The following is a 20,848-nucleotide window of genomic DNA, read 5'->3' on the forward strand; positions in this document are numbered from 1 at the left end:
CTGCAGCGGCCCACCTCCGTGCGGACGCAAATTTCAATCGATCATGGACTGACGGCCGACGCGGTGATGCTGCAGAGCTTGGCTCTCAATATGTCGCTCGACGGCTTGGAACAGCCGTCGAGAGGGATGCGCGGGCAGACGCGATCGAGGGACTGCTCGCCCCATCGCCTGCAGTGAATGTGGTAGGGCCGCTTTGGGCCGAAACCGGACTTTGCTCGAACTCGTTTCGCTTTGAGTAAGCGCGAAAGCGCTTGACCTCAACCCGCCGATTAGAGAAGCGCCGCAACGCGGAAGGCGGGACCCGACTGCCCCCGGCAAAAACGTTCCGTCTGGAAATCTTTATCAAAGGCAGCGTCTGAATTTCCCAATAGAGTTTTGTGACAGCGGAGCTGTCTACTTTCCCTTCCCGACAAGACCTGGCGTTCCGGCGGGGCGCCATTCAAGGAATATCGGTTGAGATCGACAAGCAGATTGGCGCGGATATTCGTCGCCTTCGCTGAAAGACATGATCTGCTGGCGCCGGAGATCGGTAAACTTATGGCAGAGCGCAGCAAGAGAAACAGCGACCGGCATATTCGGTAGAACGAAACGGCCCAGCACCTAAGACGGGCGGTGGCCGAACTGGCGCCGCCTGATCGCCATCAAGCTCTGAGCGGAAGGCAATCAATCGCCGCATGCTGGCCGTAGCGGGCTAGTAGCGATGTGGCCGCATCCCGATCGACAGCTTTCGAAAACAGATATCCCTGTCCAAGTTTGCATCCGAAAGACACCAGCTGCTCAAGCTGTGTATCAGTTTCGATCCCTTCGGCCACGACACGCAGGCCTAGCTTGTTGGCAATGTTGAGCAAACCCTCGACAATGACGACGGCGCCGTCGCCTGGAACCAGCCGTTCGATGAAGGACTTGTCGATCTTTATGATATCGACCGGGACCGTCAGGAGATGGGTTAGCGAGGCAAACCCTGTTCCGAAGTCGTCAAGCGCAACACGCATCCCGCGGTTACGCAGCGCTTTGATCTCGTCGGCGACCACATGATCACGCTGGCCGAGATAAACCGATTCTGTCACCTCCAGGATAACGTGCTTAAGTGGAACACCAGCTTCCGCAAATACCGTACAAACCCGTTCCTGCAGATGGCCGGCATGAAAGTCCGCAGCCGAAAGATTGATGCCGACATGCTGGAAAGGCAGTCCGCTGTCGAGCCAGCTGCGCATGTCACTGGCAACACGCGAGAGCATGCAATGCGTCAGTTCGGCGGCAACATGGGCATCTTTAGTTGCCTCGTGAAAGTTGGCAGCAGAGATGATTTCACCGGACCGCGTCGTCATACGACACAGAGCCTCGAAACCCACCACCTCGCCCGAATCGAGCCGTACAATTGGCTGGTAATGAGCGTGTATACGGTGTTCGGCAAGCGCAAGACTGACATCGCGAATAGCCCGGAAGCGTCTCGTGAAGGTCGTACCGAGCCCCGAGCTGTGTTCGATGAATTGGCCCCGACTCCGCTCTTTCGCGTGGTACAACGCGACATCGGCGCATTGGCGAACCTGGTCGGGGGGTTCACCTGGGCCCGCAAGACACCCACCCAGCGTGGCGCCGGGAACGATGACGTGGCCGCAGCAATGGGCGTGCTCCTTGATGACCTCGAGTATCCTTGTTGCCAGCATCGACAATGAAGATGCCGGATCCTTGTCAACCACGATTGCGAATTCGTCGCCACCGATCCTGAATGCTCGCCCAATGCCCGCCACCAAGGCAATTCTTGTTGCGACGACCTGGATGAGTTCGTCGCCAGTGCCGTGTCCGAACGTGTCGTTGACGACCTTCAGATTGTCCAGATCGGCGAGGAGAACTCCCCAACCGCCTTCCCCGTGCTTTGCATGCTCAGACAAAACCTGATTGAACTTCGCACGGTTCGGCAGGCCCGTCAGGACATCGGTATAGGTCAAACGCTGGCGCTCGCAGACCCGCTCCTCCCGCTCGATTGCAATAGAGCAAAGATGAATGCAGGCATCGACGATGCGCCGTTCAAGGTCGTTAGGCCTCCTGCATTCTCGAAAGTAAAAGGCGAATGTCGCGACGACACGGTCGCCACTGAATATCGGCGTAGACCAGCAGGCCTTGAAGCCGAGCGGCAGAGCCAGATCCTTGAAGTTTACCCAGCGAGGATCGTGCTCGATATCCGTAACGGAAACAGCTTCCCCTCGGAATGCAGCGGCTCCACAGGATCCCGCCAGCGGCCCGATGGGTAGATTGTCGAGCGCGGCCGAATAGGAGTGAGGGAGAGACGGCCCTCCAAGAGGATGAAGGTGTCCTGCGTCCACTGACAATACCGAACAAACGGTGCCCGGGACCAGAGCTTCTACCTCAAGGCACAGTCGTTCGATCGTTGCCTGCAAAGCTTCGCCGCGGGCGATCATTTCCAGAATTACGTTCTGCAGTTCCAGGGTCATGACAAATGAATTCTTTTCTGAAGGCGGAATTTACCAATGCAACCCTCTTTTCGGGTTACCAATTTATGTAAAGACTTATGAAGCGACGGTTGTTCCCGATGGCTGGATGTACGTCTCGAAGCTAGTTGAGGTCGTCGCCAGGGCGCAGAACGAAAAAAGGGCCCGAGAACAAGTCTCAGGCCCGAGTTTTTACTTCGACAGCATGGGAGGAGAGCCTGCCGAAGCCGTTAATTTAAGAGTTTATGGTTAACGAGTCCTAAACGGCTGGGATGCGCTCATAAGTGAGTTTTAGGTATACCGGAAATGCCGCGGAAACGTTCATTTCGCGTCGCTCCTAATAGGCCGCATGTTTCCAAACAGGGGCGCTCCTCGTCGCATTGAAGGTCACTTCCGGTTGGTTGGCGTTGTATTAATATGCCTTTTACGGCAAAAACGTCGCGGACCGAAAACCACTCGTTGAAATAAGTGCTGAACATACATGATCATCGTCGTCGAAGGCATAAGTGCTGCGGGCAAAACAACATGGTGCCAACACCACGCCGCACAGTATTTAGTCAAGGAAAGCTACCCCGCAAAGCGGCCCGATCGGCAAGCTGGACCCGGAGAGGCCGCCCGGATATGGACGGATTGGAACTCCAGGCGTTGGTCGGAAGCAGTTGCCATGGAGCGAGCTAACGGTGTCGCTGTTTGTGACACTGATCCGTTGAAGCTGCATTTCATCTGGGCGATGTGGCAGACGGGAGAGGTCGCTGAGCCTCATTGGATCGCGCAGCTAAAGTTTACCCGGCTGGCGCTCTATCATCAGCGCCTGGGCTTTGCAGATCGCTACCTGTTCAAGAAAATTGATCCTGACGTCGCTCAGGCTCAACGAGACCACGACGCCAGCAGATCGCGGCCCAACTTTGACTTACACCTTAGACTGAGCAACTCCATGGTGCTGTGGTACGAAACGCTCGCGGCGGTCATGCAAGATCTTGTCCGGTGGGAATTGCCGCAGAGGCTCCCTCAGACAGACGGCGCAACAAACCCATTCCGATACGACGTTGCAATGTTCGACAGGTTCGTCGAGATGCTCCCTCATCCAAGGCGCTAGCCTGGTGGCCGAACTTTGGTCTTCCGTGATTTATGAGCAGAAATATTGAAAGGCCCTAATGTTGACGCACACACTTAACCTCCCTAAACGCCCCCTCTCCCTGGCACGCGACGTGATCTCGACACCGCGGGCTTATTTCTGGTCCACGCCAATCATCCTGGTGCTGACAGTGTTCATATTTATTTGGGAAGCACCGGGCGTCTACCGCGACTTGCAAATCAGCCAAAACCCGCTGGTATTGGAAAGCGGTGACGTTCAAAATGGCCAGTGCACCACTCGCAAAGCTATCTTCACCGACTGCGAAGCGCGTCTGGTCTACAGCCACAACGGCAAAAATTACGATACCGATGTCGAGATCATGTTCGTCGATTTCCATATGGGCGACTATGAAACCGGCCTAGTGATTTCCGCAGAACACCCGGAATTAGCGACCATGAGCCTCGGCTTGGATAAGCTTTGGAACCGGATCATCACGCTGGCCGTCTTGACCGTGCTTTTGGGCGGGATGGGTGTTGGAATGATATTTTTTGCCTTGCGCATCTGGCGGGTCAAAGGGCAGTTGCGCAACCCGGCGTCTCTAGTGCCAGTGCCGGTTGAGATTACTGCATTCGATCGCAAACGCGACGTCCTCTCAATTACCTACAATGATAAGATTGCCAGCGATAAAACCGGACGGTCCTCCTACACCCGCATGAAGCACGGCGAACAACCGCTGATCATTGGGTCGGCCAATGGCCATTCCATCGGCTTAGCCGTCAGGCACGGCAAAACGGCCTTGCCGGTGCTGCTCGATAATCGTCTCCACCGCGTCTCGCTGGCAAATGAAGAGCGAGTGGCTGCACTGGCTCCGTTTGCTGATCGCGATGTCAACGGTCAGCGGCTGGTTCTAGTCGATACGCCGAATAAAACCATCTCGCTCTGGAGGCGACTTCAAACTGTCTTCGGGGTGCTGCTCCTCATTATCGTCGGCGTGCTCGGCTTCTGGCTTTGGTATGTGACGAGCTCCGAAACGCAGTTTCAGTCTCCGGGCATGGACATTAACAACCTGATGCCGGCGCCATTGAACGAATGGGGATGCGATCAGCTGAAGAAGCGTTTCGGTCAGGATCGAGCCCCGTTCGGATGCGTTGCCGCCGACTATACCAGCTGGAAATAGGGCCGCGGCTTGCTCGTAGCGAGCGGCTTTGTTGAGTGTGACTTGCGCAAGTTCCGCCGACAACCACGGATCCACATACAAGTCCTTCCTTATGAGACCGTGGCTCCAGCGGCTCCTGGAGTTGGGGGCGTGCCACGGAGGACTGTCGATGATAGGATACCAGCAATTCCGACGATGTTGGCACCATGAAACTTTGCAATGTCTACTTGGTTGACGACCTGTCGCAGCCATGTCCCCTTGTTGAGACGGGATACCGGGGGTGATGGAAATGATGACCGAAGTCGGACGTTTCGCGAAAAAAGCTCTGGTGACAATTCTTGTAAGTCGAGCGGCTTGCGGCGGCCGGAAACTAAGGTGTGAACGCGATCTGGAACCTCTCGCAGTATCATCGAAATAAGATCCCGTTCAGGTGTGCCCAGATGGCCTACAAGGCAGCTGAGGCAGTGAACGGGTCGGACAAGCTTTGACTTTGCCTCGTCAACGAACAGGCGCTTTATCCGATGATCGCCGGAATGCCGCGACACGACGACGAAGTTCTCATCCGAATGGCTGTCATTGACGCATTGGAAGACGCTGGGTTTGTCGTGATCGAGGCAGGAACTGCCAATGAAGCCCTCGATATCATCGAAAAACAGACGATCCATTTCCTGTTCACGGATATCCAGATGCCCGGCCAGCACTCAGGTATCGACCTCGCGCATGAGGTGGCAACTCGCTTTCCAAGGCCGGAATCCATTATCGCCTCAAGACGCGTCAGGCCGGACGATCAAGCTGCCGCCCTCGGCGAAGTGCTGACCAAAGCCGTATGACGGCTACATTATCGTAAAGCGCTTCCAAGCCTTCGCGTAGGCTCATCCGTTTGCTAAGACGACAGTCGGCTTCCATCCATCCGCAACTTTAAAATCAAGCCCTCTCTCAATCAGTCGTATTCGAGGCCCCCGCCCAGATGCCCAGCCAGGGTTCGGTTGCAAAGGTGTTGATATCACTCTTTGGCAAAGAACGTTCCGTGAATATAGCTTTGGATCAACTTGTTGCTGCGTAAGTATAATTGGGCAGGGCGACTTCGGCTGATTTGCGTCAATTCGGCGCCGACGAAATCCAGAGAACGCAAATATGCGTTCTTCCATCTGGTGATGGTATGCCTTTTGAGCCACTTACTGGGAATAGAAAATCCCGTACATCATGATGATCGCGTACAGAATAAACGCGCCAACTGCGATGCCGCCGATCACCATAACCACACCACCACCAGCAATAACCTTGCGCCGGTTCTTTGCGGGCGTGTCATTCGATGGGGCTAGTCCCGTTTCTGACTTTTCCATAGTCATGTCCTGCGCAACTGCTCGAATACGAGGTGCGGTCTCTGCTGAGACTGTTCGACTGCATGAGGCGATGGTTGTCCCGGCGTTGTATCGCCGTGGCCGGGAAGAATTAGCGCAAGCGCAAGGACGACGGCGAGAGCGACGATTAGGGCTGCTATTAGTTTGCCGTTGCGCATTGGGATATCCTTCAAACAACGAACTCAGACTTACGGCAAAAGTTCCCTGGTTCTTTCAATCTAAAATGGTGCGTTGATGGCGGCTCGCCTTTGTCGGTCGCCCGCAGTGTCCTGTTAGGACCGCATTCGGCACCTGGCGCGCGTTAACTGAGTGTTTACCATGCAGGAATCCCCTTGAAACTTTAGGGGGCCCATCGCGTTTGCCACCAGCAATATTGGGGAAACGCATGGACATCGATCGTATCGAGTGGCTGAGAGAGGCCCGCCAGCCCATCAGCTACCGCCGCATGTTTGGTCTTGTTGTGATGATAGTTGCCAGCTCCTCGTCGACTATGTCGGAGCGGCGAGCGGCCGAATATCTCAAAGAGGTGCTGGACGACGTTATGATGCTGGCGATGGCCAGTTCGTCGATTCTCACGAAAGCACGTATCGGTTTTGCGCATTTAACGGAGATTGTGACGGCTGCCGAGTGCCAGGGCGAACTCCAAGCTTCATAATCATGGGCCCTTGCCCGACGTGATTGGAACCCCAGGCCTCCTCAAGGCATCCGGCGGGACAGCAAATGCGACCACCCCGTCATACGCGGTAGGATGGTCGCGTTCAATTTGCTTTTATTGAGCTGGTGTCGTGGTCGAAGGCTGCGTTGTTGTCGGTTGTGTTGTTGTCGGTTGAGTTGTCGTTGGTTGAGTTGTCGTCGGAGTCGTAGTCGTGGTTGACGGCTCGGTCGTCGTAGCCGGCGGTGTAGTTGTTGTTGTCGCAGTGTCATTGCTCCCTGGCATCATGAAAATAAGCGCAAGGACAACAACCACGGCGGCAACTGCAAGGCCAATAAGGGTATTCCGGTTCATGCTGGATCCTCCTAAGTAATTTCCAATTAATGAAATGGAGCTCGGCGTTGAATTTTCAATCCACATTCGAAGTAGAGCAGCCCGGTAGCTCGCCAGACCTGCTGGATGTCGCAGGGTTCGAATCCTGCTCCGCAACCAATCTGCCCTAGTCGAACCCCATCGTCTCAAGTGGGGCATTCAGACGTTGTCCGCCGGTTGGGTGCAGATATCAACCGGAAAGCTCCATTTGGGTGGCGATGCAAGGTACGGCTGTCACAGAATTTAGATCGTGGATTTCCAAATATCCGCATCCAATATTGGAACAGCCTCATCGGCAGATAAAGCGCCGGCAGGCGCAAGGGTGCCAAGAAGAACCGTGGTGTTGATCTGTTCAGGTAGGACCTCGGTGTAGACCTGCTGAACTTGAAACCAGCCTTGTCCCAGCTGTTCCACGCGAACCAGTTGACCGGCAGAAAAGCCGGGAGCTGCGCCATCGGTCTCGATAATTGGATGCGGGCGGTCTTTCACCTGCAGCGCAAAGCCGACAAAATATCTCACATCTCTCTCCTTCGTTGGTTAGGGAATTTAGTTCTGATCGGTGACAGCTGGCAAGCCTACGCCGCTCATCGAAACGGGCTTGTAGTAGGCATTGTAGATCAGCAGAATCGAAACAGCGAAGAACGCTGCGACGATCAAGAACAACACGTTTCGCGCGGTCATTGATTGCCTATCGCTAAAGCGAGCGGCGCTGAAATTTCTGCGGGTAGGTGGTCTCGGGGAAGCGTATAAAGGTATCCAAGCGCCAGAGCCACGACGCCAAAAACCAGGTTAATCAGCCCGATTGCGAGAATTTCGTCATCCATCGTGGGTCTCCTCCACGGGGGAACCCAATTGATCGTCGAAAGTTCCGAAACGCTGGAAAGTCGCACGGTTAGGGCGTTTGTTTGACAACGACAAGCGAGGGCGAGGGTGTCAGGTCCGGCGGATCATGTTCGATCGCCAGGAGACTTAGCGCGCAAGCGACCAGCGCCCCAATGAACATCCAACCGTACGGCATTTGTGAATCCTCCAAACGCAGTTTGCGAGCATCACAGCCCGTGGCGGTTACCACCGGTTTAACCAACATGGTAAACGCCGATCACTTTGGGGCGGCCAAGTCGGAGTGGAGTGGCCTGACACCTCGCTTTGCGTAGCCAAACGGGTCTCAGCGGTGGATATCGAATTATCTTTGCCCTACTGAAGAGTATGCTCAGGTACCACGCCGGAAACTGCCCATCATGTCGCCAAGGTCGACTGTTTCTCTTTCGCAACTTGGCGACAGAAGATATTTACGGCCACTGCGAAGAATGTGAATGGGGATTCATCACCCCTGGTGACATTGAGGCGAATAGCGGTTTTCTGACGCTGCTTGACGACGACGACGCCGAATATGCGACGATGGAGGAAATATCTCGGAGCGTGTGGGCCAATTACACTTCGGTCTCGGTCGATGAGCGCCTTGAGTAGAGCAGCCCGCTAATTACGTCAGGCTCATAACCTGAAGGCCGCAGGTTCAATGTCTGTCCCACAACCAGAGTGCAGCCATAGAGACGCGGGCGGATAGAAGCCCTCTGTTGGCTGGTCCGGTGGCAATGATCACCGGATGAATTGCAGATCGGGCGACGGCTGCCTGAAATCGGTCCTCGTAAACTCTTGGGCCGGCATTAGGGCGCATCAACCAGGATACGGTCAACCGAAACAGACCTACTCAGCGCAGACCGGTTAATGCGCGTTTCCTGCCAGTCGGTTAAGCGTGGCGAGAAGTCCTTGTGAGCGCCTGGCCTTCGGGTCCGAGAGGGCAAAGATCAGGAAGGCAGGCAGTCGTTGCCTGAGAAGGCTGGGGGATGCCCAACCGTTCCATCCTGTACGCATCGCCTGCCTTTGCCGAAGCCTTGCGTTCCACGCGGGGTATTTATGTAGGCCTTGGTGGGCGTTCATTACGTTCCATTAGCCCCGCGCCTTCACTGCTAGCGAACGAGACTGATCCCTCATTTTGTCGGCCTCACGAGAGAAATCACGCGAGGCTTCGATGGAGCATCCAGCCACTCGATCCATTTGTCTCGTTCCTCGACCGTGTCGAAGAACCGCCAACGTTTGTACTCCTCATCGGTGGCCTCCAGCATCTCGCCGATTGACACTAGTTCCAAGGGGAGCGGCACCTCGTTGCCGTCAAAGCGGATAAAGTAGACCCCCTCCGCAGCGAGGCGAATAATTTGCCCCGTGCCATAACTTCCATCGGGGTCATCGACCGTGAAGTACATGCCAGTCAGAGTGTCGAATATAGGTTTGCTCATAGGATTCCGAACGCCATATGGGAATGTGGTGACTGTGAACTTCTTGGAGAGTCGGGCTTAACCGCCCGGTTCGCCGAGGTCCCGATTTGTAAGCTACCCGCGGCCCGTAGGCCAGCGCGGTAGCAATCCGGCCGGTCACCTTTAGAAGTTTGCTACCGTAGCCGCCAGGACCGTCTGGTCTATTCACTTCGGGTCCGCCGCGTTTAGTCCACTGGATTTCCACATTGTCACTGACAATGGTGCCCGATACGTCAAGTGTTCCTTCGAGCAACGATAACGCGCCGTATTTTACGGCGTTTGTCGCAAGCTCGTGGACAACCAGCGCAAGCCCCGTGGCGGCCGTCTCACCGACCCCCAGTCGAGGCACCGCTACCCTGATCCGCCCGGCGAACGCTCCATCATCGTCATATGGTGCCAACAAACGGTATAAATGTCGCCGAGCAGTGCCGCATTGCCCTGCCCGTTTGACAGCGGTCGCACCAGTTCATGAGCGCGCCCGAGTGCCGTCAGACGACCAGTAAGCTGTCTAGTCATGATTTCGACAGAGGACGAAGACCGCGAAGTGATCTGCGTCAGGCCTGAGGCGATAGCCAAAAGGTTCTTCACCCGATGGCTCATTTCGCCTGCAGGAAGCTCATGCCTTTCCTCGGCGTTTTTCCGGCCCGTCACGTCCAGAAATATACCTGTCATCTTCCTGTCTTTGATGCCAACGTCGTTTCCGCGTCCCCGTGCGGATATCCAGCGGACTTCCATGTCGACGATGATCCGGAAATCGATCTCGTACGGACCGATGACGCCCCTGGTCGCCGTAAACGCCGCCCGAACCCTGTCTCGGTCGGGCGGGATGTATTTTCTCCGAAAGCCGCTCGAAGGTCAGAGGTTGCTTTTTGGTGACATCCCAAAGCGTGTAGCCATGACTGTCCATGAGAAGTGCATCGGTATCCACCTGCCAGGACCAAAGAGCCACTCCCGCCGCCTCGAGCGCACCGCGAAGTTCGCGGGGCGACCAATCGGAATGATCGTAGCTGTGATCCTCGGACATGATCAGGCCCTCTTGCGGGTTTTCAAGGCAGGCTTTGTGGAGGCGCTCAGGCGATCCTGATCCTCTTTGGCAAGCCGCGCCTCGCGTAGGCGGAGTGTCTTTTCTTCTCGGGCCGTCGTCACATAATCAATCTCCTCGAACGCGTTTCCGCGCGCGAAAAATTGGGACTGAATATGACCGAAGGCGGCTTCGGCGTGTTCGCGGTGGTTATATCCGGACATCTGTCCTCCAATCGAGTGGGCTGAAAATGAAAAGGCCGGACAAACGTCCGGCCTTCAAAAAACTAGCTTCCCGCAGTGCCAGTACATCCGTGGTCAAAGCGGAAGCAGTCCAAATTAAGCAGCCTGGAGATTACAGGCTGACATCTTGCCCGACTTGTTGTCGCGCTCAAGTTCGTAGCCGATCTTTTGGCCTTCTACGATTTCGCGCATTCCGGCGCGTTCGACGGCTGAGATATGAACGAACGCGTCAGCGCCGCCATTGTCAGGCTGGATGAAGCCGAAGCCCTTGGTGGAATTGAACCATTTTACTGGCCTGTGGTCATGATGAACTCTTTCAAAGCAATGTTAAGCGACCGCAGGACTGGTGTCTTGCGGATGGTGATAGCGATTGATTTTGATAGGGAAGTTCGTTCAGGCGCGGTGCTAATCGCGCGGCAACCAAAGTTCAGCAAGCAAAAGATCGATAAACCACTGATAGCCCATATAGCGAACGAGGTCAACTTTTAGTTTCACCTGCAATATGCGCCGAACATTTCGAACGCACATTGAGGCATTCGCTTGATCCATGAAACTATCAGCGGTTCATCTTGGGAGGCAATCCTGTGCTGGCGGAAATGCAAACGAAAAAGCCTGCCGCGCGAGGAGGTGCGGCAGGCTTTGAATAACCGAACAGCGACAGCCCTCGGCGAGGTTGGCGCTGAAGCCAAAGGAATTTAGCTTGTCCACCACCCCATCGAAATCAGAGGTGATGAACGCGAAATGCCATTCGTTTCGATCGATAGTCGGGCTCCGCCGGAAGGTGCCTTCCGGGTAAACGACAAGGTGTACTTGAAGCCTTCCGCAGGCGAGCCAGCACCCTTTACTGGGAAGTTCGGGCAAGGAATCTCAGTGAGACCGAAAACGTCGCGGTAGAAGGGCAATTCGTCAGCGATTATAAGAAGACCCCGAACGGTCGTTTATCCCAACGATCATGGCCTGCTCATGTACACCTCATTGGCAACGACTGCTCCGCGGTTTTTTTCATGAACTGCCCTGATGGGCTGCCAGAATTAGAGAGAACAGAGGGTTCGGAAAACCAGAACCCGGTAGGATGGCAAGGAGTTTGGACGATGCGCGCAAGGTACATGCGAAGCATGGCGCGGCATATGGAGATTTCTGATCTTGAGTTCGACATGGCCAACATGAGCGGAATGAAGTCGCAGTTGGGGCCATACACCACGTCGGCCCGCTACGATGCCGAGCATGACGCCATCGTTGTGGTGCTTAACAACGCATCTTTCGTCGGTTTTCCCGTCGAGAACTGCAAGGGCTTAAAGGTGCCACCGCTTCGCAATTGAACAACGTCGTTGTCGAGGCCAAGGGTCTTGGGCTTCACTGGCCGGATATCGATGCCGATCTCTATGTTCCATCTCTGATGGACAAAATTTTGGGATCCAGGAAGTGGATGCAGCCCAATTGGGTTCGACCGGTGGGAAGGTAACGTCCGGCGCGAAGGCCGCTTCATCGAGACTTAATGGCTTAAGGGAGGTCGCCCAAAGAAGAATTTCGCTGCATAGTCCCTCCTTGAGGCCACCTTTTCAGGTGGTCCAGCCGGCAGGGTAATTCATTGGTGGCAGTAGCTAACTCATTGCGCAGTTGCTTTGATACTTGTTGTCAGCGCCGATTCTAGCATGGTCCTTACCGAAGCTGGTAGACGATCCATCACAGGTTGCTTTAACAGGTGACAGCCAGAAGATTTGTGGAGGTCCAGGGGGATACGACGGTTGCATTGCAAGTACATCGACGACCAAGCGAAATACATCAGGCAATGAGGCATTCATCGCAGATGACGCAGCCGTCGTCGTTCATCCAACCTATTCAACGCCCGGAGCCGAGGCAGATGCGGCTGTCTCCCTTTTCCTCGCATCCTTCCCAATAAATCGAAAGTGCCCCCAAAGAGGAACAAACGCGGCATCACGCCGTTCACGAAGAATTCCCACGGAGTATCTTGCATGGCACCTCGATCATTCTGGAAAGGCTACCTCAAGCTTTCTCTGGTGAACTGCGCGGTCTCCATGGTCCCAGCGACCACCGAGAGTGAAAAAGTACGGTTTCACACCCTGAACCGAGCCACGGAGAATCGTGTCGTCAGCCGCTACGTTGATTCCGTGACCGGCCGCGAGGTTGATGAAGATGACGAGGTCAAAGGCTTTGAGCGCGACGAAGACGAATACGTGATGCTTGAAGACGATGAGATTGACGCCGTCGCCCTAGAAAGCACCCGCACGATAGATATCGAGACCTTCGTCCCAAAAGATTCCATCGAATGGATCTGGTACGACACGCCACATTATCTGACCCCAAGCGACAAGGTCGGAGAGGAAACGTTCGCTGTCATCCGGGAGGCGATGGCAACCAAGGGTGTTTTCGGAATAGCTCGCCTTGTTATGTATCGGCGCGAACGTGCCGTGATGCTCCAGCCCCGCGACAATGGGATCGTCCTATGGACGCTTCGTTATGGCGACGAAGTACGTGACCCGACGGAATACTTTAAAGCGATCGGACCCAAAAAATCCCAATCCGACTACATGCAGCTCATGGAAAAGTTCATCGAGGCGCGCTCAACGCCATGGGACCCTTCCATCGTTGACGATCCGGTACAAGACCGCATTCTGGATATGATCGCGGCCAAGAAAAAGGGCAAACCGAAGACGAAGGCCGCCCCCAAAGCCGAGAGCTTGGGGCCTAGCAACGTCATCAACATCATGGATGCACTTAAAAAGAGCTTGGACGCGTCAAAGAAGAAAAGATGACGTCATGAACCGTTAGCTCGCCTTCCGGGTCGGAACCTTTTTCTTTGGTTGACTGTCAGCGCTCTTTGTTGATTTCTTGCTCGGCTTTTTGGCTTCAGCCTTGAGACCCGCACTCTGTCGCAAGGCATCCATCAGATTCACGACCTTCGTGGGTTCCGGAGCCGGGCGAGGCTTGATCTCCCTTCCCTCAAGCTTGGCCTTGACGACTTCCGTAAGCGCTTCTTCATAGCGGTCGTCAAACTTACTGGGATCGAATTTGCCCATCTTGCTACCAATAATGTGGTCGGCAAGATCGAGCAGTTCCTTTTCGATTTTCAGATGCGGCGTGTCGCTAAACGCCTCTTCTGCCGAGCGAACCTCGTAATCAAAATTGAGAGTTGATGCGACCAGCCCTTTTCCATGCGGTCTGATCAAAAGCTTGCGAATACGGCGGAACAGCACGGTCTCCGCGATGGCGGCCACCTTCTTTTTTTCGAGCCCGTCGCGGATTAAAGTGTAGACTTCAAGGCTCTGCTTATCCGACGGAGAGAGGTAGTATGGCTTGTCGAAGTAGACATCATCGATTTCATCGCAACCGATGAACATGTCCGCGTCGAGCGTCTTGTCAGCATCTGGGACCGCTGCGGCGACCTCTTCAGGCTCGAATACGACGTAGTGCCCGCTGGAATCTTCATAACCCTTAACCTGATCATCCCGCTCCACCACCTTACCGGTTTCGCTGTCAACGAACTCACGACGGACGCGGTTTCCAGTCTTACGGTTCAGGGTGTGGAAGGCAATTCGTTCTGATGTCGAAGCTGCAGTGTAGAGGGAGACGGCGCAAGTAAGCTGACCGATCTTGAGAAACCCTTTCCAGTTCGAGCGTGGTGCCATCTGTAGTCTCCCCTGCAAAAGAGAAAAATGCCCGCCAACAGCTTTAGTTCCTTCGAGGCGCTTCAGTTGCATGAGACAATGCACTTGCAAAAATTCCACTAACACTGTGCCGCATTTTGAAGCTGGACGAAACCATTCACCCCTACACGCTCGTAGTGCCGATCGACAGAACTACTCTGTCGTACCGCTTCAATTGATTTCGGAGGTGCGTAGACTACAACCTTGCAATCTATACGGTCTCAATAGCCGACCGCCAACCGACACCACCGGCAAAGGGGCTGGCAATCAATTTCCGGGCCGTTCATAGTATGAATACCTGACACGGACAGCGGCCTTAATCGGCTTCAACGCCACAGCTGGAGCCGGCGATGCGTAGACGCATTATCCTCATCTGAAGGACGGTCCGCGAGTGATCTTGTCCCCCGCTTGGCACCGTGATCGCGCCCAAGCTTCTTCGCGAGCTCGAAACACAGGGAAACACGCTCGATGTCCCCGATCATCCCTTGGTTGCATAGCGCTGTACCGTCTCGCCGATGGTCTTGACGATGACGTCGGACGACATGGCAACCACAGGCGGGATCCGGAGAACGTACCGCGCCAAAGCAAGGCCAAGGAGTTGGGTCGCCACCAGCCCAGCACGATCTGGCGCCGTTTCGGGCGGACCTGCGCGAGAGATCACTGGGAAAACCTGCTCCTGGAAAATATCGCGAATCCGGCCGGCCGCGTCGTCGTTTGACGCCGCCGAACGCAACAGAACCGGCAGCCCTCTGCCCGCCTGTTCTCCTTCCCATTGTGCGAGAAAATGGCGGACCAGTGCCTCGCCGATCCCGTCCATGTCGATGATGTCGAGATCTTGCAATTGAAGATTAGGCTCCGCGACCTGCGCGAACAATGCGTCCTTGCTGCCGAAATATCGGATGATCATGGACGGATCGATGCCGGCGCGGGCGCCTATGTCGCGGACCGTGGTCCTTTCAAACCCGTTGGTGCAAAACAGTTCTCTGGCTGCGGTTTCAATCGCCTTGCGGGTACGAATCGATTTGGGAGTGGCGCGTTGTACTGTCATGGGAGTTAATTTGCCAACAGATGTTGACAAAATCAAGTGGCTAAATTAGTCAACACTTGTTGGCAAATTTAAAGGAGCCGTTCAATGCTGCCCGTTGATATTCAAGTCCTGATCGTTGGTGCCGGTCCGACCGGCCTCGCCCTTGCCGCCCGACTGCAGGCGGCCGGCGTGGATCACCTGTTGATCGATGCACTGGAAGGCCCACGGAACACCTCGCGCGCCGCGGTCGTACACGCACATACGCTGGAAATGCTGGAGACGATCGACGCCGCCAGCATGATGGAGGCACAGGCGCTGCCAGTCTCCCACTTCACGGTGCGTGACCGCGGCCAGGCGCTGCTCGATCTAACCTTCGATTCTCTGCCCTCGCACTTCCGCCACCTGTTGATGATACCGCAATCGGCTACCGAAGGACTGCTTGCAATACGATTGAAAGACCTTGGCGGTGTGGTGCATCGCGGCACCGCCGCGCTCGCCGCAACGGCCACAGCGGGCGGCGCAACCGTTCGCGTCAAAACTAAGACGGGCGAACAGAGCATCCACGCGCGCTTCGTTGTCGCCGCCGATGGAATGCGCAGCGTGATCCGCGAGGCGGCCGGGATCGGCTTCGAGGGCAGCACATCGGGCGAGTCCCTCATACTCGCCGATGTACGGATGGACTGGCCATTTGGCACTCGCGAGGTCTCGATGTTCCTCTCGCCGGCGGGACTTGTGGTTGTCGCGCCGCTTCCAGGCGGTTCCTTCCGCGTCGTCGCGACACTGGACGATGCGCCAGAAAAGCCCAGTATCGACGACATCCAAAAGCTGCTTGATGCCCGCGGACCGGCTAAGAACCTACGCGTCACTGATATCGGCTGGTCTTCGCGCTTCCGTGTCCAACACCGGCTCGCCGAGACCTATCGCAAGGGGCCGTTCCTGCTGATCGGTGATGCCGCGCATGTCCACAGCCCGGCGGGCGGACAAGGTATGACCACCGGCCTGGTCGACGCGATCGTGCTCGGCGAGGCGCTGACACGCGTGGTACGTGACCATGAACCCGAAACCCTACTCGACGATTATGCCCGCATCCGCAGACCTGCGGCAGCGGACGTCTTGGCATTGGCCGGGCGGCTGACACGGATTGCCACGGTCCATTCGGTGCCACTGCGCCGGCTGCGCAACCTCGTACTGCGCGTCCTCGATCATGTGCCACCGTTCAAGCGCGGGCTGGCGCTCAGCTTTTCAGGACTTGGGCGCGCACGGTACAGCCTTCTTCCACGCGACTAGATGCTTCGAAACCAAGCGGGTTCACGTTCTAGCTGAGAGAGAGGGTAACGCCGAGGCGACGTCTGTAGTAAGGCGAACAAAGCTGCTGTGGATATACGATCCTGGCGGAAGGTTGCACGGTCGGAAGTTCCGGCACGAAAACCCGTCACGACAGGTACGGACGCAGTCTATGCTCTTGGAAAGATCTGAATTGATAAATCTTCGTCCTTATCGCGTGACAACCATTTCCCGAAATTGCTTCCGTCGAGAAACTGACTCTGATTGATTAAGGGCGTCTGCTTGCGGCAGCACAAGATGCATGGCGGCTCGTATCGTAGTCAAATTTCTCATGATCAAGGCGTGACCGGGGCGCTGAGGTAAACAAATGAAATTCGTCGGTCAGGCGGCGATTGTCCGACCGCTGCGTGGTCGCGGTCTTGCCAACTTCCTTGCTGCGGTTTTTAGCATAACCGCATCAGATTCACCGAGAGTGCTTCGGGCAGCTTCAGTAAGGTTGATGGAAACGAAGTCGGCACTGATCTCCTCAGGTTCGATTCGGATTTGCCGTTCGCCATCTGCCATCGGCATGAATATCCCGACCCGCAAGGATGGCTTGGAACGCTTCAACCGCCGGACGATCTGCCGCGCATGCGATTTTGAGTTCCCATTGAGAAATGTGACGAGCACCGTATCTACTCCGTTAGTTGTCAAAGCGTTTAGATTGCGCCCACCACTCACGCTGTATTCGGCCAAAACAACTTCTGCACCCTGAACAGCCAAGACCTGTGCCACCATCCCAGCTGCGGCATCGTCCAAGACGCCTCTTCCACCGAGGCATACTATCGACCGGCCTTTGCCGTCGGGAAGTTCCAGGCCGTCTCCAACCGGCTTGCCTTCATCCAGCTTTTCTTCCTCTTCTTCGTTCTCTTCTTCCTCCGCAATATCGGCGAGATTGCCGATCAGTATTTGAGTGCTGGAAGCAACCAAGGCAATCTGCTGTTCGGTCATGACTCCTCGCTGGCGATCCAACTCGCCGAGCATTAAAGCCGGGAGGCCGACCCTTTCGTAATAGTCGACAAGATATTCGTTCTCGAGGAACTCCTCTGCGTTGTCCGTGGCTTCGCTCGGGTCACCAGAAAGCAATCTCTGGTAGAGTTTCTCCTGAGGCTGGAGGACAGGTTCATTTCCAAGGAGAACGTCGAGAAAGCTGAACTGTGGAACGTACCTTCCCAGGACGACCAGACAGACCGTCAGTGGCGTCGACAGCATCAGACCAAGGGGACCCCATAACCACGACCAGAAGATTGCTGAGATGATGATTGCCAGCGGAGACAGACCTGTATGGCTGCCGTAGAGCCATGGTTCGATCACGTTGTTACTGATCAGCTCGGTCGTGATGAACAGCGCGGCGACCCAAGCAACGAGCGACCAGCCCGGCGAGATCGCCAATGCCAGGAACAGCGGCAGGACCATGCCGATCACCGGGCCGATATACGGCACGAATCGTAAAACCAGCGTCAACAGTCCCCACAGGACAGCGTTTGGTATACCAAGCAGCCATAGACCAATAGTAATCGGGACAGCATACAGGGCGTTTACTACCAGTTGCATTAAAAGATACTTTCCTACTCTCTTGCCTGCATCCTGAAGTGCCGCCGTTGTTCGATGAAGATCGCCCAGACCGACCAAGCGGATGAACCTGTCCCGAAGCTCCTCTCGTTCCAACAACATGAAAATGACCAAAACGATGACGAGGCCGGCAGTCGCGAAAGGGCTGATTAGCGGGAGAATGACATTAACAAGCGTTTCGATTGGCTTGGAACGCGTAACAATCTCAACTGGTAGGGGTTCGGGATTTGTCGGGGCGGTCGTAGACGGATCTCTATTTTCCGCCGCCCTATTCTGCATCTCGGTTCCGACCCGCTCCACTACCTTGCTCAGGTGCGCCAGTACTCCATTTCCCGATCCGGCTTGGCTGAGGGCATGCACTTTGTCGACGATGTTGCGCTGATAGGTAGGAATATTCTCCGCCAAATTCGAAACCTGTCCGGCCACGACGAAACTGAATGCAGCAATCATAAAGAATGCGGAAGCGACCGCTAAAATGACCGCTGCAATTTTCGGCACGTATCGCTTCCTGAGAAATGAAACGATAGGCGCAAGCGTAAAGGTCAGGAGAAGTGAGAGGGCCAGTGGCACGAATATTTCCTGGCCGACCCGCAAGGTGACCGCAACACCAACCAGAATGAGGATCATCCGCCCCGATAATGCCGTGTTTGCCAATGGACCATGACCTGGAACCGCGCTGCGGTTATCTATGGCCTTTGATGGTTCCGCGCTCAATGGGCGCCTCCTTGTGATTTGGATGCCACGACTATTTGACACATGCATGCTTAGATACGGCAGCATCGAGCATTATCGAGACGGCAACCAAAATATAGGCGTACCCGTATTGCAAAGCCGCATAACAGAGAGGTTCATGGCGCGCAAATCAAGCCGTCAGTGTTGCGCTCTCAAGGGTGGACAATATCATTTTCAGCGAATTACACCTGGAATAAGACTTGGAAGCATCTTTTCGCTTTCCAGCGTGCGAGCGGTCACGAGCCATGTCGATTTCTCAATTCACCGAAACAAAAATTCCGGACGGCAAGAATGCAAGTTCTGTCGAAGCAGTCGTTGGCGAGCACTCGCGGTTGATCGCCTTGAGTGGCCAAAGACGTCGCGCCCTTGGAGAATACCGGTTTGAATCTCTTGGCGATCAGCCGCCGTGACAAGCGGTTTACGGTACGTTAGGCGAGATCAAGATCCGCAACGGCGATCTCGTTGTATTGCAGAAACACCCGCAAAAATTGCTTGATTTGCTACGCGGATGGGGATTCTTGCAGTCGGTGGGCATCTAAAATTTGGAAGTGTTCGTAATGGCATAGTTCCGTTTCTTAATCTTGTTGCTGCGACGCCTTCGGTTGTGTGCCACTAGCGACCGCGTTGTTCGGAGCAGCCTTCCTCATGTTTGTGACTGGATCGGTTTCACTTCGCGACATCTACAGTCATCTGGACGCCCCTATGCTCATCATGCTCGCTGCTTTGATCCCGATCAGCGACGCGCTGAAGACGACCGGTACAACCGATGTGATCGCCCAACTTGCTTTCTCGAACCGCGGAGATGCTGCCTCCTTATGGGGCTCTTGCACGTATCTTAGTTGCCGCCTTGCAGTTGCGCCATTCCTGAATAACGCCGCAACAGTGCTGGTCATGCTTCCGATCGCCGCCCCCTCTTGCGGAGAACCTCGGCTTTCAACCGGATGCGTTCTTGACGGCTGTCGCCATCGGAGCCGGCTACGACTTCCCGACCCCGGTCGGTCACCAGTGCAACACTGCGGTTATGGGACCAAGCGGTTATCGCTTCGGGGATTACCCCCGTGGGGCCTCCCTCTTTCAATTATCGTCCTGCTTGTCAGCGTGCCGATGCTCTTGCTTTGTTTGGCCGATATAGCAGGATGATACTGCATGTTGGCAGGCCGTAGTTGGCTCCGACATTTTAATCCCATACTGACATCGGAGGAGGTACATATGGAACCGCTGATCGGACTGAACCAAAAGCCACTGGCCGGGCAAGCGCTGGGAGATCAGGTTGGGCCTCCACTTCCGACCACCTCATCCGAAAAGATAAATGCGGTCATCCACTACTACCGTGGGGAGATGGGTCGCATGACCGGTTGGCGAGATCGCTTGGACCGGACCTCAAATTGGGCCATCACGGTTGTTGCGGCATTGCTGTCGATCTCGCTATCGACGCCGACTTCCCACCACGGCGTCATTCTGTTCGGTATGCTACTAGTATCATTGCTCTTGATCATCGAAGCTCGGCGCTATCGGTTCTTCGACATTTACAGGGGTCGCGTGCGCCAGCTAGAGCGTTACTACTTTGCACAGGTTCTAAGCCCGCAGGCTGAGCTGAATTCGGATTGGGCGGCCGCAATTGCCCAGAGCCTTCGCAAGCCGACTTTTCTTATCAGCTACCGAGAGGCGCTTATTCTGCGCATTCGGCGCAACTACTGTTGGATGTATCTTATATTGATCTTGGCATGGGGTTTAAAAATCTCCTCACCGGTATTGCTTCCTGACGATACTGGAGTTGCCCCATAAAAACCGGACAGGATCAGATTTCTGTTTGACGGTTTAAGAACTCACGCGGGGATCGATATCCCAAAGCCTTGTGCGGGTGAAGCGTGTTGTAGTGCTCGAACCA

23 protein-coding genes, 1 tRNA gene and 2 pseudogenes are annotated in these 20,848 nt (G+C 55.3%); 13 read left to right on the forward strand and 13 right to left on the reverse strand.

Features of this window, described 5'->3' with window-relative positions; all coding sequences use genetic code 11:
• Positions 1 to 641 precede the first annotated feature (641 nt).
• On the reverse strand, positions 642 to 2,453 hold the full coding sequence (locus ACP7E6_RS23410; protein ID WP_426232103.1) for a putative bifunctional diguanylate cyclase/phosphodiesterase: 1,812 nt from the start codon (positions 2,451 to 2,453) through the stop codon (positions 642 to 644).
• Here ACP7E6_RS23410 and ACP7E6_RS23415 point away from each other — a divergent pair.
• From ACP7E6_RS23415 to ACP7E6_RS23430, 4 genes are all read left to right on the forward strand, one after another.
• Positions 2,452 to 2,703: a hypothetical protein gene (locus ACP7E6_RS23415; protein WP_426232104.1), complete on the forward strand. Its 252-nt coding sequence runs from the start codon at positions 2,452 to 2,454 to the stop codon at positions 2,701 to 2,703. The two genes, ACP7E6_RS23410 and ACP7E6_RS23415, sit on opposite strands and share 2 nt — an antisense overlap.
• A gap of 228 nt (positions 2,704 to 2,931) precedes the next feature.
• A complete protein-coding gene (locus tag ACP7E6_RS23420) occupies positions 2,932 to 3,546 on the forward strand; it encodes a hypothetical protein (protein WP_426232105.1) in 615 nt (204 codons plus the stop codon).
• A gap of 58 nt (positions 3,547 to 3,604) precedes the next feature.
• The gene (locus ACP7E6_RS23425) at positions 3,605 to 4,702 is read left to right on the forward strand and encodes a hypothetical protein (RefSeq protein ID WP_426232106.1); all 1,098 of its coding nucleotides are present in this window, start codon (positions 3,605 to 3,607) and stop codon (positions 4,700 to 4,702) included.
• A 500-nt stretch (positions 4,703 to 5,202) separates the two neighbouring features.
• Complete coding sequence (locus tag ACP7E6_RS23430; protein ID WP_426232107.1) at positions 5,203 to 5,511, forward strand: response regulator transcription factor; 309 nt, start codon at positions 5,203 to 5,205, stop codon at positions 5,509 to 5,511.
• A 345-nt stretch (positions 5,512 to 5,856) separates the two neighbouring features.
• Here the strand turns inward: ACP7E6_RS23430 and ACP7E6_RS23435 are convergent, their stop codons facing one another.
• Positions 5,857 to 6,024 (reverse strand): hypothetical protein, encoded by a 168-nt coding sequence (locus ACP7E6_RS23435; RefSeq protein ID WP_426232108.1) that lies wholly within the window; start codon positions 6,022 to 6,024, stop codon positions 5,857 to 5,859.
• Positions 6,025 to 6,427: 403 nt separating this feature from the next.
• On the opposite strand from ACP7E6_RS23435, the gene ACP7E6_RS23440 reads away from it, so the two are divergent.
• Together ACP7E6_RS23440 and ACP7E6_RS23445 are read left to right on the forward strand one after the other, a co-directional pair.
• Entirely contained in the window at positions 6,428 to 6,697 is a 270-nt protein-coding gene (locus tag ACP7E6_RS23440; protein WP_426232109.1) for a hypothetical protein, read from the forward strand.
• Positions 6,698 to 7,113: 416 nt separating this feature from the next.
• A tRNA-Arg gene (locus ACP7E6_RS23445) sits at positions 7,114 to 7,186 on the forward strand.
• 123 nt (positions 7,187 to 7,309) lie between these two features.
• Here ACP7E6_RS23445 and ACP7E6_RS23450 read toward each other — a convergent pair.
• From ACP7E6_RS23450 to ACP7E6_RS23480, 7 genes and pseudogenes are all read right to left on the reverse strand, one after another.
• Positions 7,310 to 7,585 carry a hypothetical protein gene (locus ACP7E6_RS23450; protein WP_426232110.1) on the reverse strand — a complete coding sequence of 92 codons (276 nt, stop codon included), beginning with the start codon at positions 7,583 to 7,585 and terminating at the stop codon, positions 7,310 to 7,312.
• Positions 7,586 to 7,612: 27 nt separating this feature from the next.
• A complete protein-coding gene (locus ACP7E6_RS23455) occupies positions 7,613 to 7,747 on the reverse strand; it encodes a hypothetical protein (protein WP_426232111.1) in 135 nt (44 codons plus the stop codon).
• Complete coding sequence (locus tag ACP7E6_RS23460) at positions 7,744 to 7,890, reverse strand: hypothetical protein (protein WP_426232112.1); 147 nt, start codon at positions 7,888 to 7,890, stop codon at positions 7,744 to 7,746. Before ACP7E6_RS23460 ends, ACP7E6_RS23455 begins: the two co-directional genes overlap by 4 nt.
• Positions 7,891 to 9,054: 1,164 nt before the next feature.
• Entirely contained in the window at positions 9,055 to 9,360 is a 306-nt protein-coding gene (locus ACP7E6_RS23465; protein ID WP_426232113.1) for a hypothetical protein, read from the reverse strand.
• 369 nt (positions 9,361 to 9,729) lie between these two features.
• Positions 9,730 to 10,113, reverse strand: coding sequence for an HWE histidine kinase domain-containing protein (locus ACP7E6_RS23470; RefSeq protein WP_426232114.1), 384 nt, complete (start codon positions 10,111 to 10,113; stop codon positions 9,730 to 9,732).
• 291 nt (positions 10,114 to 10,404) lie between these two features.
• Complete coding sequence (locus ACP7E6_RS23475; RefSeq protein WP_426232115.1) at positions 10,405 to 10,623, reverse strand: hypothetical protein; 219 nt, start codon at positions 10,621 to 10,623, stop codon at positions 10,405 to 10,407.
• Between the two features lie 114 nt (positions 10,624 to 10,737).
• A pseudogene (locus ACP7E6_RS23480) lies at positions 10,738 to 10,946 on the reverse strand (cold-shock protein).
• A gap of 822 nt (positions 10,947 to 11,768) precedes the next feature.
• Between ACP7E6_RS23480 and ACP7E6_RS23485 the strand changes: the two are divergent.
• The 3 genes from ACP7E6_RS23485 (at position 11,769) to ACP7E6_RS23495 (ending at position 13,415) form a co-directional block, all read left to right on the forward strand.
• Positions 11,769 to 11,960 carry a hypothetical protein gene (locus ACP7E6_RS23485; protein ID WP_426232116.1) on the forward strand — a complete coding sequence of 64 codons (192 nt, stop codon included), beginning with the start codon at positions 11,769 to 11,771 and terminating at the stop codon, positions 11,958 to 11,960.
• Entirely contained in the window at positions 11,957 to 12,103 is a 147-nt protein-coding gene (locus tag ACP7E6_RS23490) for a DUF2442 domain-containing protein (RefSeq protein ID WP_426232117.1), read from the forward strand. The genes ACP7E6_RS23485 and ACP7E6_RS23490 overlap by 4 nt, the downstream gene beginning before the upstream one ends.
• A gap of 511 nt (positions 12,104 to 12,614) precedes the next feature.
• Positions 12,615 to 13,415, forward strand: a complete 801-nt coding sequence (locus ACP7E6_RS23495; protein WP_426232118.1) for a Ku protein — start codon at positions 12,615 to 12,617, stop codon at positions 13,413 to 13,415.
• 12 nt (positions 13,416 to 13,427) lie between these two features.
• On the opposite strand, the gene ACP7E6_RS23500 is transcribed toward ACP7E6_RS23495, so the two are convergent.
• Entirely contained in the window at positions 13,428 to 14,288 is an 861-nt protein-coding gene (locus ACP7E6_RS23500) for a Ku protein (protein WP_426232132.1), read from the reverse strand.
• A 496-nt stretch (positions 14,289 to 14,784) separates the two neighbouring features.
• Entirely contained in the window at positions 14,785 to 15,384 is a 600-nt protein-coding gene (locus ACP7E6_RS23505) for a TetR family transcriptional regulator (protein WP_426232119.1), read from the reverse strand.
• A 54-nt stretch (positions 15,385 to 15,438) separates the two neighbouring features.
• On the opposite strand from ACP7E6_RS23505, the gene ACP7E6_RS23510 reads away from it, so the two are divergent.
• Positions 15,439 to 16,620, forward strand: coding sequence for an FAD-dependent monooxygenase (locus tag ACP7E6_RS23510; protein ID WP_426232120.1), 1,182 nt, complete (start codon positions 15,439 to 15,441; stop codon positions 16,618 to 16,620).
• Positions 16,621 to 16,998: 378 nt separating this feature from the next.
• On the opposite strand, the gene ACP7E6_RS23515 is transcribed toward ACP7E6_RS23510, so the two are convergent.
• Complete coding sequence (locus ACP7E6_RS23515; RefSeq protein WP_426232133.1) at positions 16,999 to 18,990, reverse strand: AI-2E family transporter; 1,992 nt, start codon at positions 18,988 to 18,990, stop codon at positions 16,999 to 17,001.
• A 170-nt stretch (positions 18,991 to 19,160) separates the two neighbouring features.
• On the opposite strand from ACP7E6_RS23515, the gene ACP7E6_RS23520 reads away from it, so the two are divergent.
• The 3 genes and pseudogenes from ACP7E6_RS23520 to ACP7E6_RS23530 form a co-directional block, all read left to right on the forward strand.
• Positions 19,161 to 19,370, forward strand: coding sequence for a hypothetical protein (locus tag ACP7E6_RS23520; RefSeq protein WP_426232121.1), 210 nt, complete (start codon positions 19,161 to 19,163; stop codon positions 19,368 to 19,370).
• A gap of 235 nt (positions 19,371 to 19,605) precedes the next feature.
• Complete coding sequence (locus ACP7E6_RS23525) at positions 19,606 to 20,100, forward strand: SLC13 family permease (protein ID WP_426232122.1); 495 nt, start codon at positions 19,606 to 19,608, stop codon at positions 20,098 to 20,100.
• A 69-nt stretch (positions 20,101 to 20,169) separates the two neighbouring features.
• A pseudogene (locus ACP7E6_RS23530) lies at positions 20,170 to 20,709 on the forward strand (DUF2270 domain-containing protein); the annotation flags it as partial.
• A 49-nt stretch (positions 20,710 to 20,758) separates the two neighbouring features.
• Here the strand turns inward: ACP7E6_RS23530 and ACP7E6_RS23535 are convergent.
• A partial coding sequence (locus tag ACP7E6_RS23535) for an integrase core domain-containing protein (protein ID WP_426232134.1) occupies positions 20,759 to 20,848 on the reverse strand: 90 nt, incomplete at its 5' end.

The sequence above is a fragment of the Pararhizobium sp. DWP3-4 genome, assembly GCF_049898205.1.
Lineage (GTDB): Bacteria > Pseudomonadota > Alphaproteobacteria > Rhizobiales > Rhizobiaceae > Pararhizobium.

Bases quoted from the DNA above. Each gene is read 5' to 3' on its own strand.
- ACP7E6_RS23415 (WP_426232104.1), top strand. From the start codon at position 2,452: ATGACAAATGAATTCTTTTCTGAAGGCGGAATTTACCAATGCAACCCT.
- ACP7E6_RS23410 (WP_426232103.1), bottom strand. From the start codon at position 2,453: ATGACCCTGGAACTGCAGAACGTAATTCTGGAAATGATCGCCCGCGGC.
- ACP7E6_RS23420 (WP_426232105.1), top strand. From the start codon at position 2,932: ATGATCATCGTCGTCGAAGGCATAAGTGCTGCGGGCAAAACAACATGG.
- ACP7E6_RS23425 (WP_426232106.1), top strand. From the start codon at position 3,605: ATGTTGACGCACACACTTAACCTCCCTAAACGCCCCCTCTCCCTGGCA.
- ACP7E6_RS23430 (WP_426232107.1), top strand. From the start codon at position 5,203: ATGATCGCCGGAATGCCGCGACACGACGACGAAGTTCTCATCCGAATG.
- ACP7E6_RS23435 (WP_426232108.1), bottom strand. From the start codon at position 6,024: ATGGAAAAGTCAGAAACGGGACTAGCCCCATCGAATGACACGCCCGCA.
- ACP7E6_RS23440 (WP_426232109.1), top strand. From the start codon at position 6,428: ATGGACATCGATCGTATCGAGTGGCTGAGAGAGGCCCGCCAGCCCATC.
- ACP7E6_RS23455 (WP_426232111.1), bottom strand. From the start codon at position 7,747: ATGACCGCGCGAAACGTGTTGTTCTTGATCGTCGCAGCGTTCTTCGCT.
- ACP7E6_RS23460 (WP_426232112.1), bottom strand. From the start codon at position 7,890: ATGGATGACGAAATTCTCGCAATCGGGCTGATTAACCTGGTTTTTGGC.
- ACP7E6_RS23465 (WP_426232113.1), bottom strand. From the start codon at position 9,360: ATGAGCAAACCTATATTCGACACTCTGACTGGCATGTACTTCACGGTC.
- ACP7E6_RS23470 (WP_426232114.1), bottom strand. From the start codon at position 10,113: ATGGAAGTCCGCTGGATATCCGCACGGGGACGCGGAAACGACGTTGGC.
- ACP7E6_RS23475 (WP_426232115.1), bottom strand. From the start codon at position 10,623: ATGTCCGGATATAACCACCGCGAACACGCCGAAGCCGCCTTCGGTCAT.
- ACP7E6_RS23485 (WP_426232116.1), top strand. From the start codon at position 11,769: ATGGAGATTTCTGATCTTGAGTTCGACATGGCCAACATGAGCGGAATG.
- ACP7E6_RS23495 (WP_426232118.1), top strand. From the start codon at position 12,615: ATGGCACCTCGATCATTCTGGAAAGGCTACCTCAAGCTTTCTCTGGTG.
- ACP7E6_RS23500 (WP_426232132.1), bottom strand. From the start codon at position 14,288: ATGGCACCACGCTCGAACTGGAAAGGGTTTCTCAAGATCGGTCAGCTT.
- ACP7E6_RS23510 (WP_426232120.1), top strand. From the start codon at position 15,439: ATGCTGCCCGTTGATATTCAAGTCCTGATCGTTGGTGCCGGTCCGACC.
- ACP7E6_RS23515 (WP_426232133.1), bottom strand. From the start codon at position 18,990: ATGCATGTGTCAAATAGTCGTGGCATCCAAATCACAAGGAGGCGCCCA.
- ACP7E6_RS23525 (WP_426232122.1), top strand. From the start codon at position 19,606: ATGTTTGTGACTGGATCGGTTTCACTTCGCGACATCTACAGTCATCTG.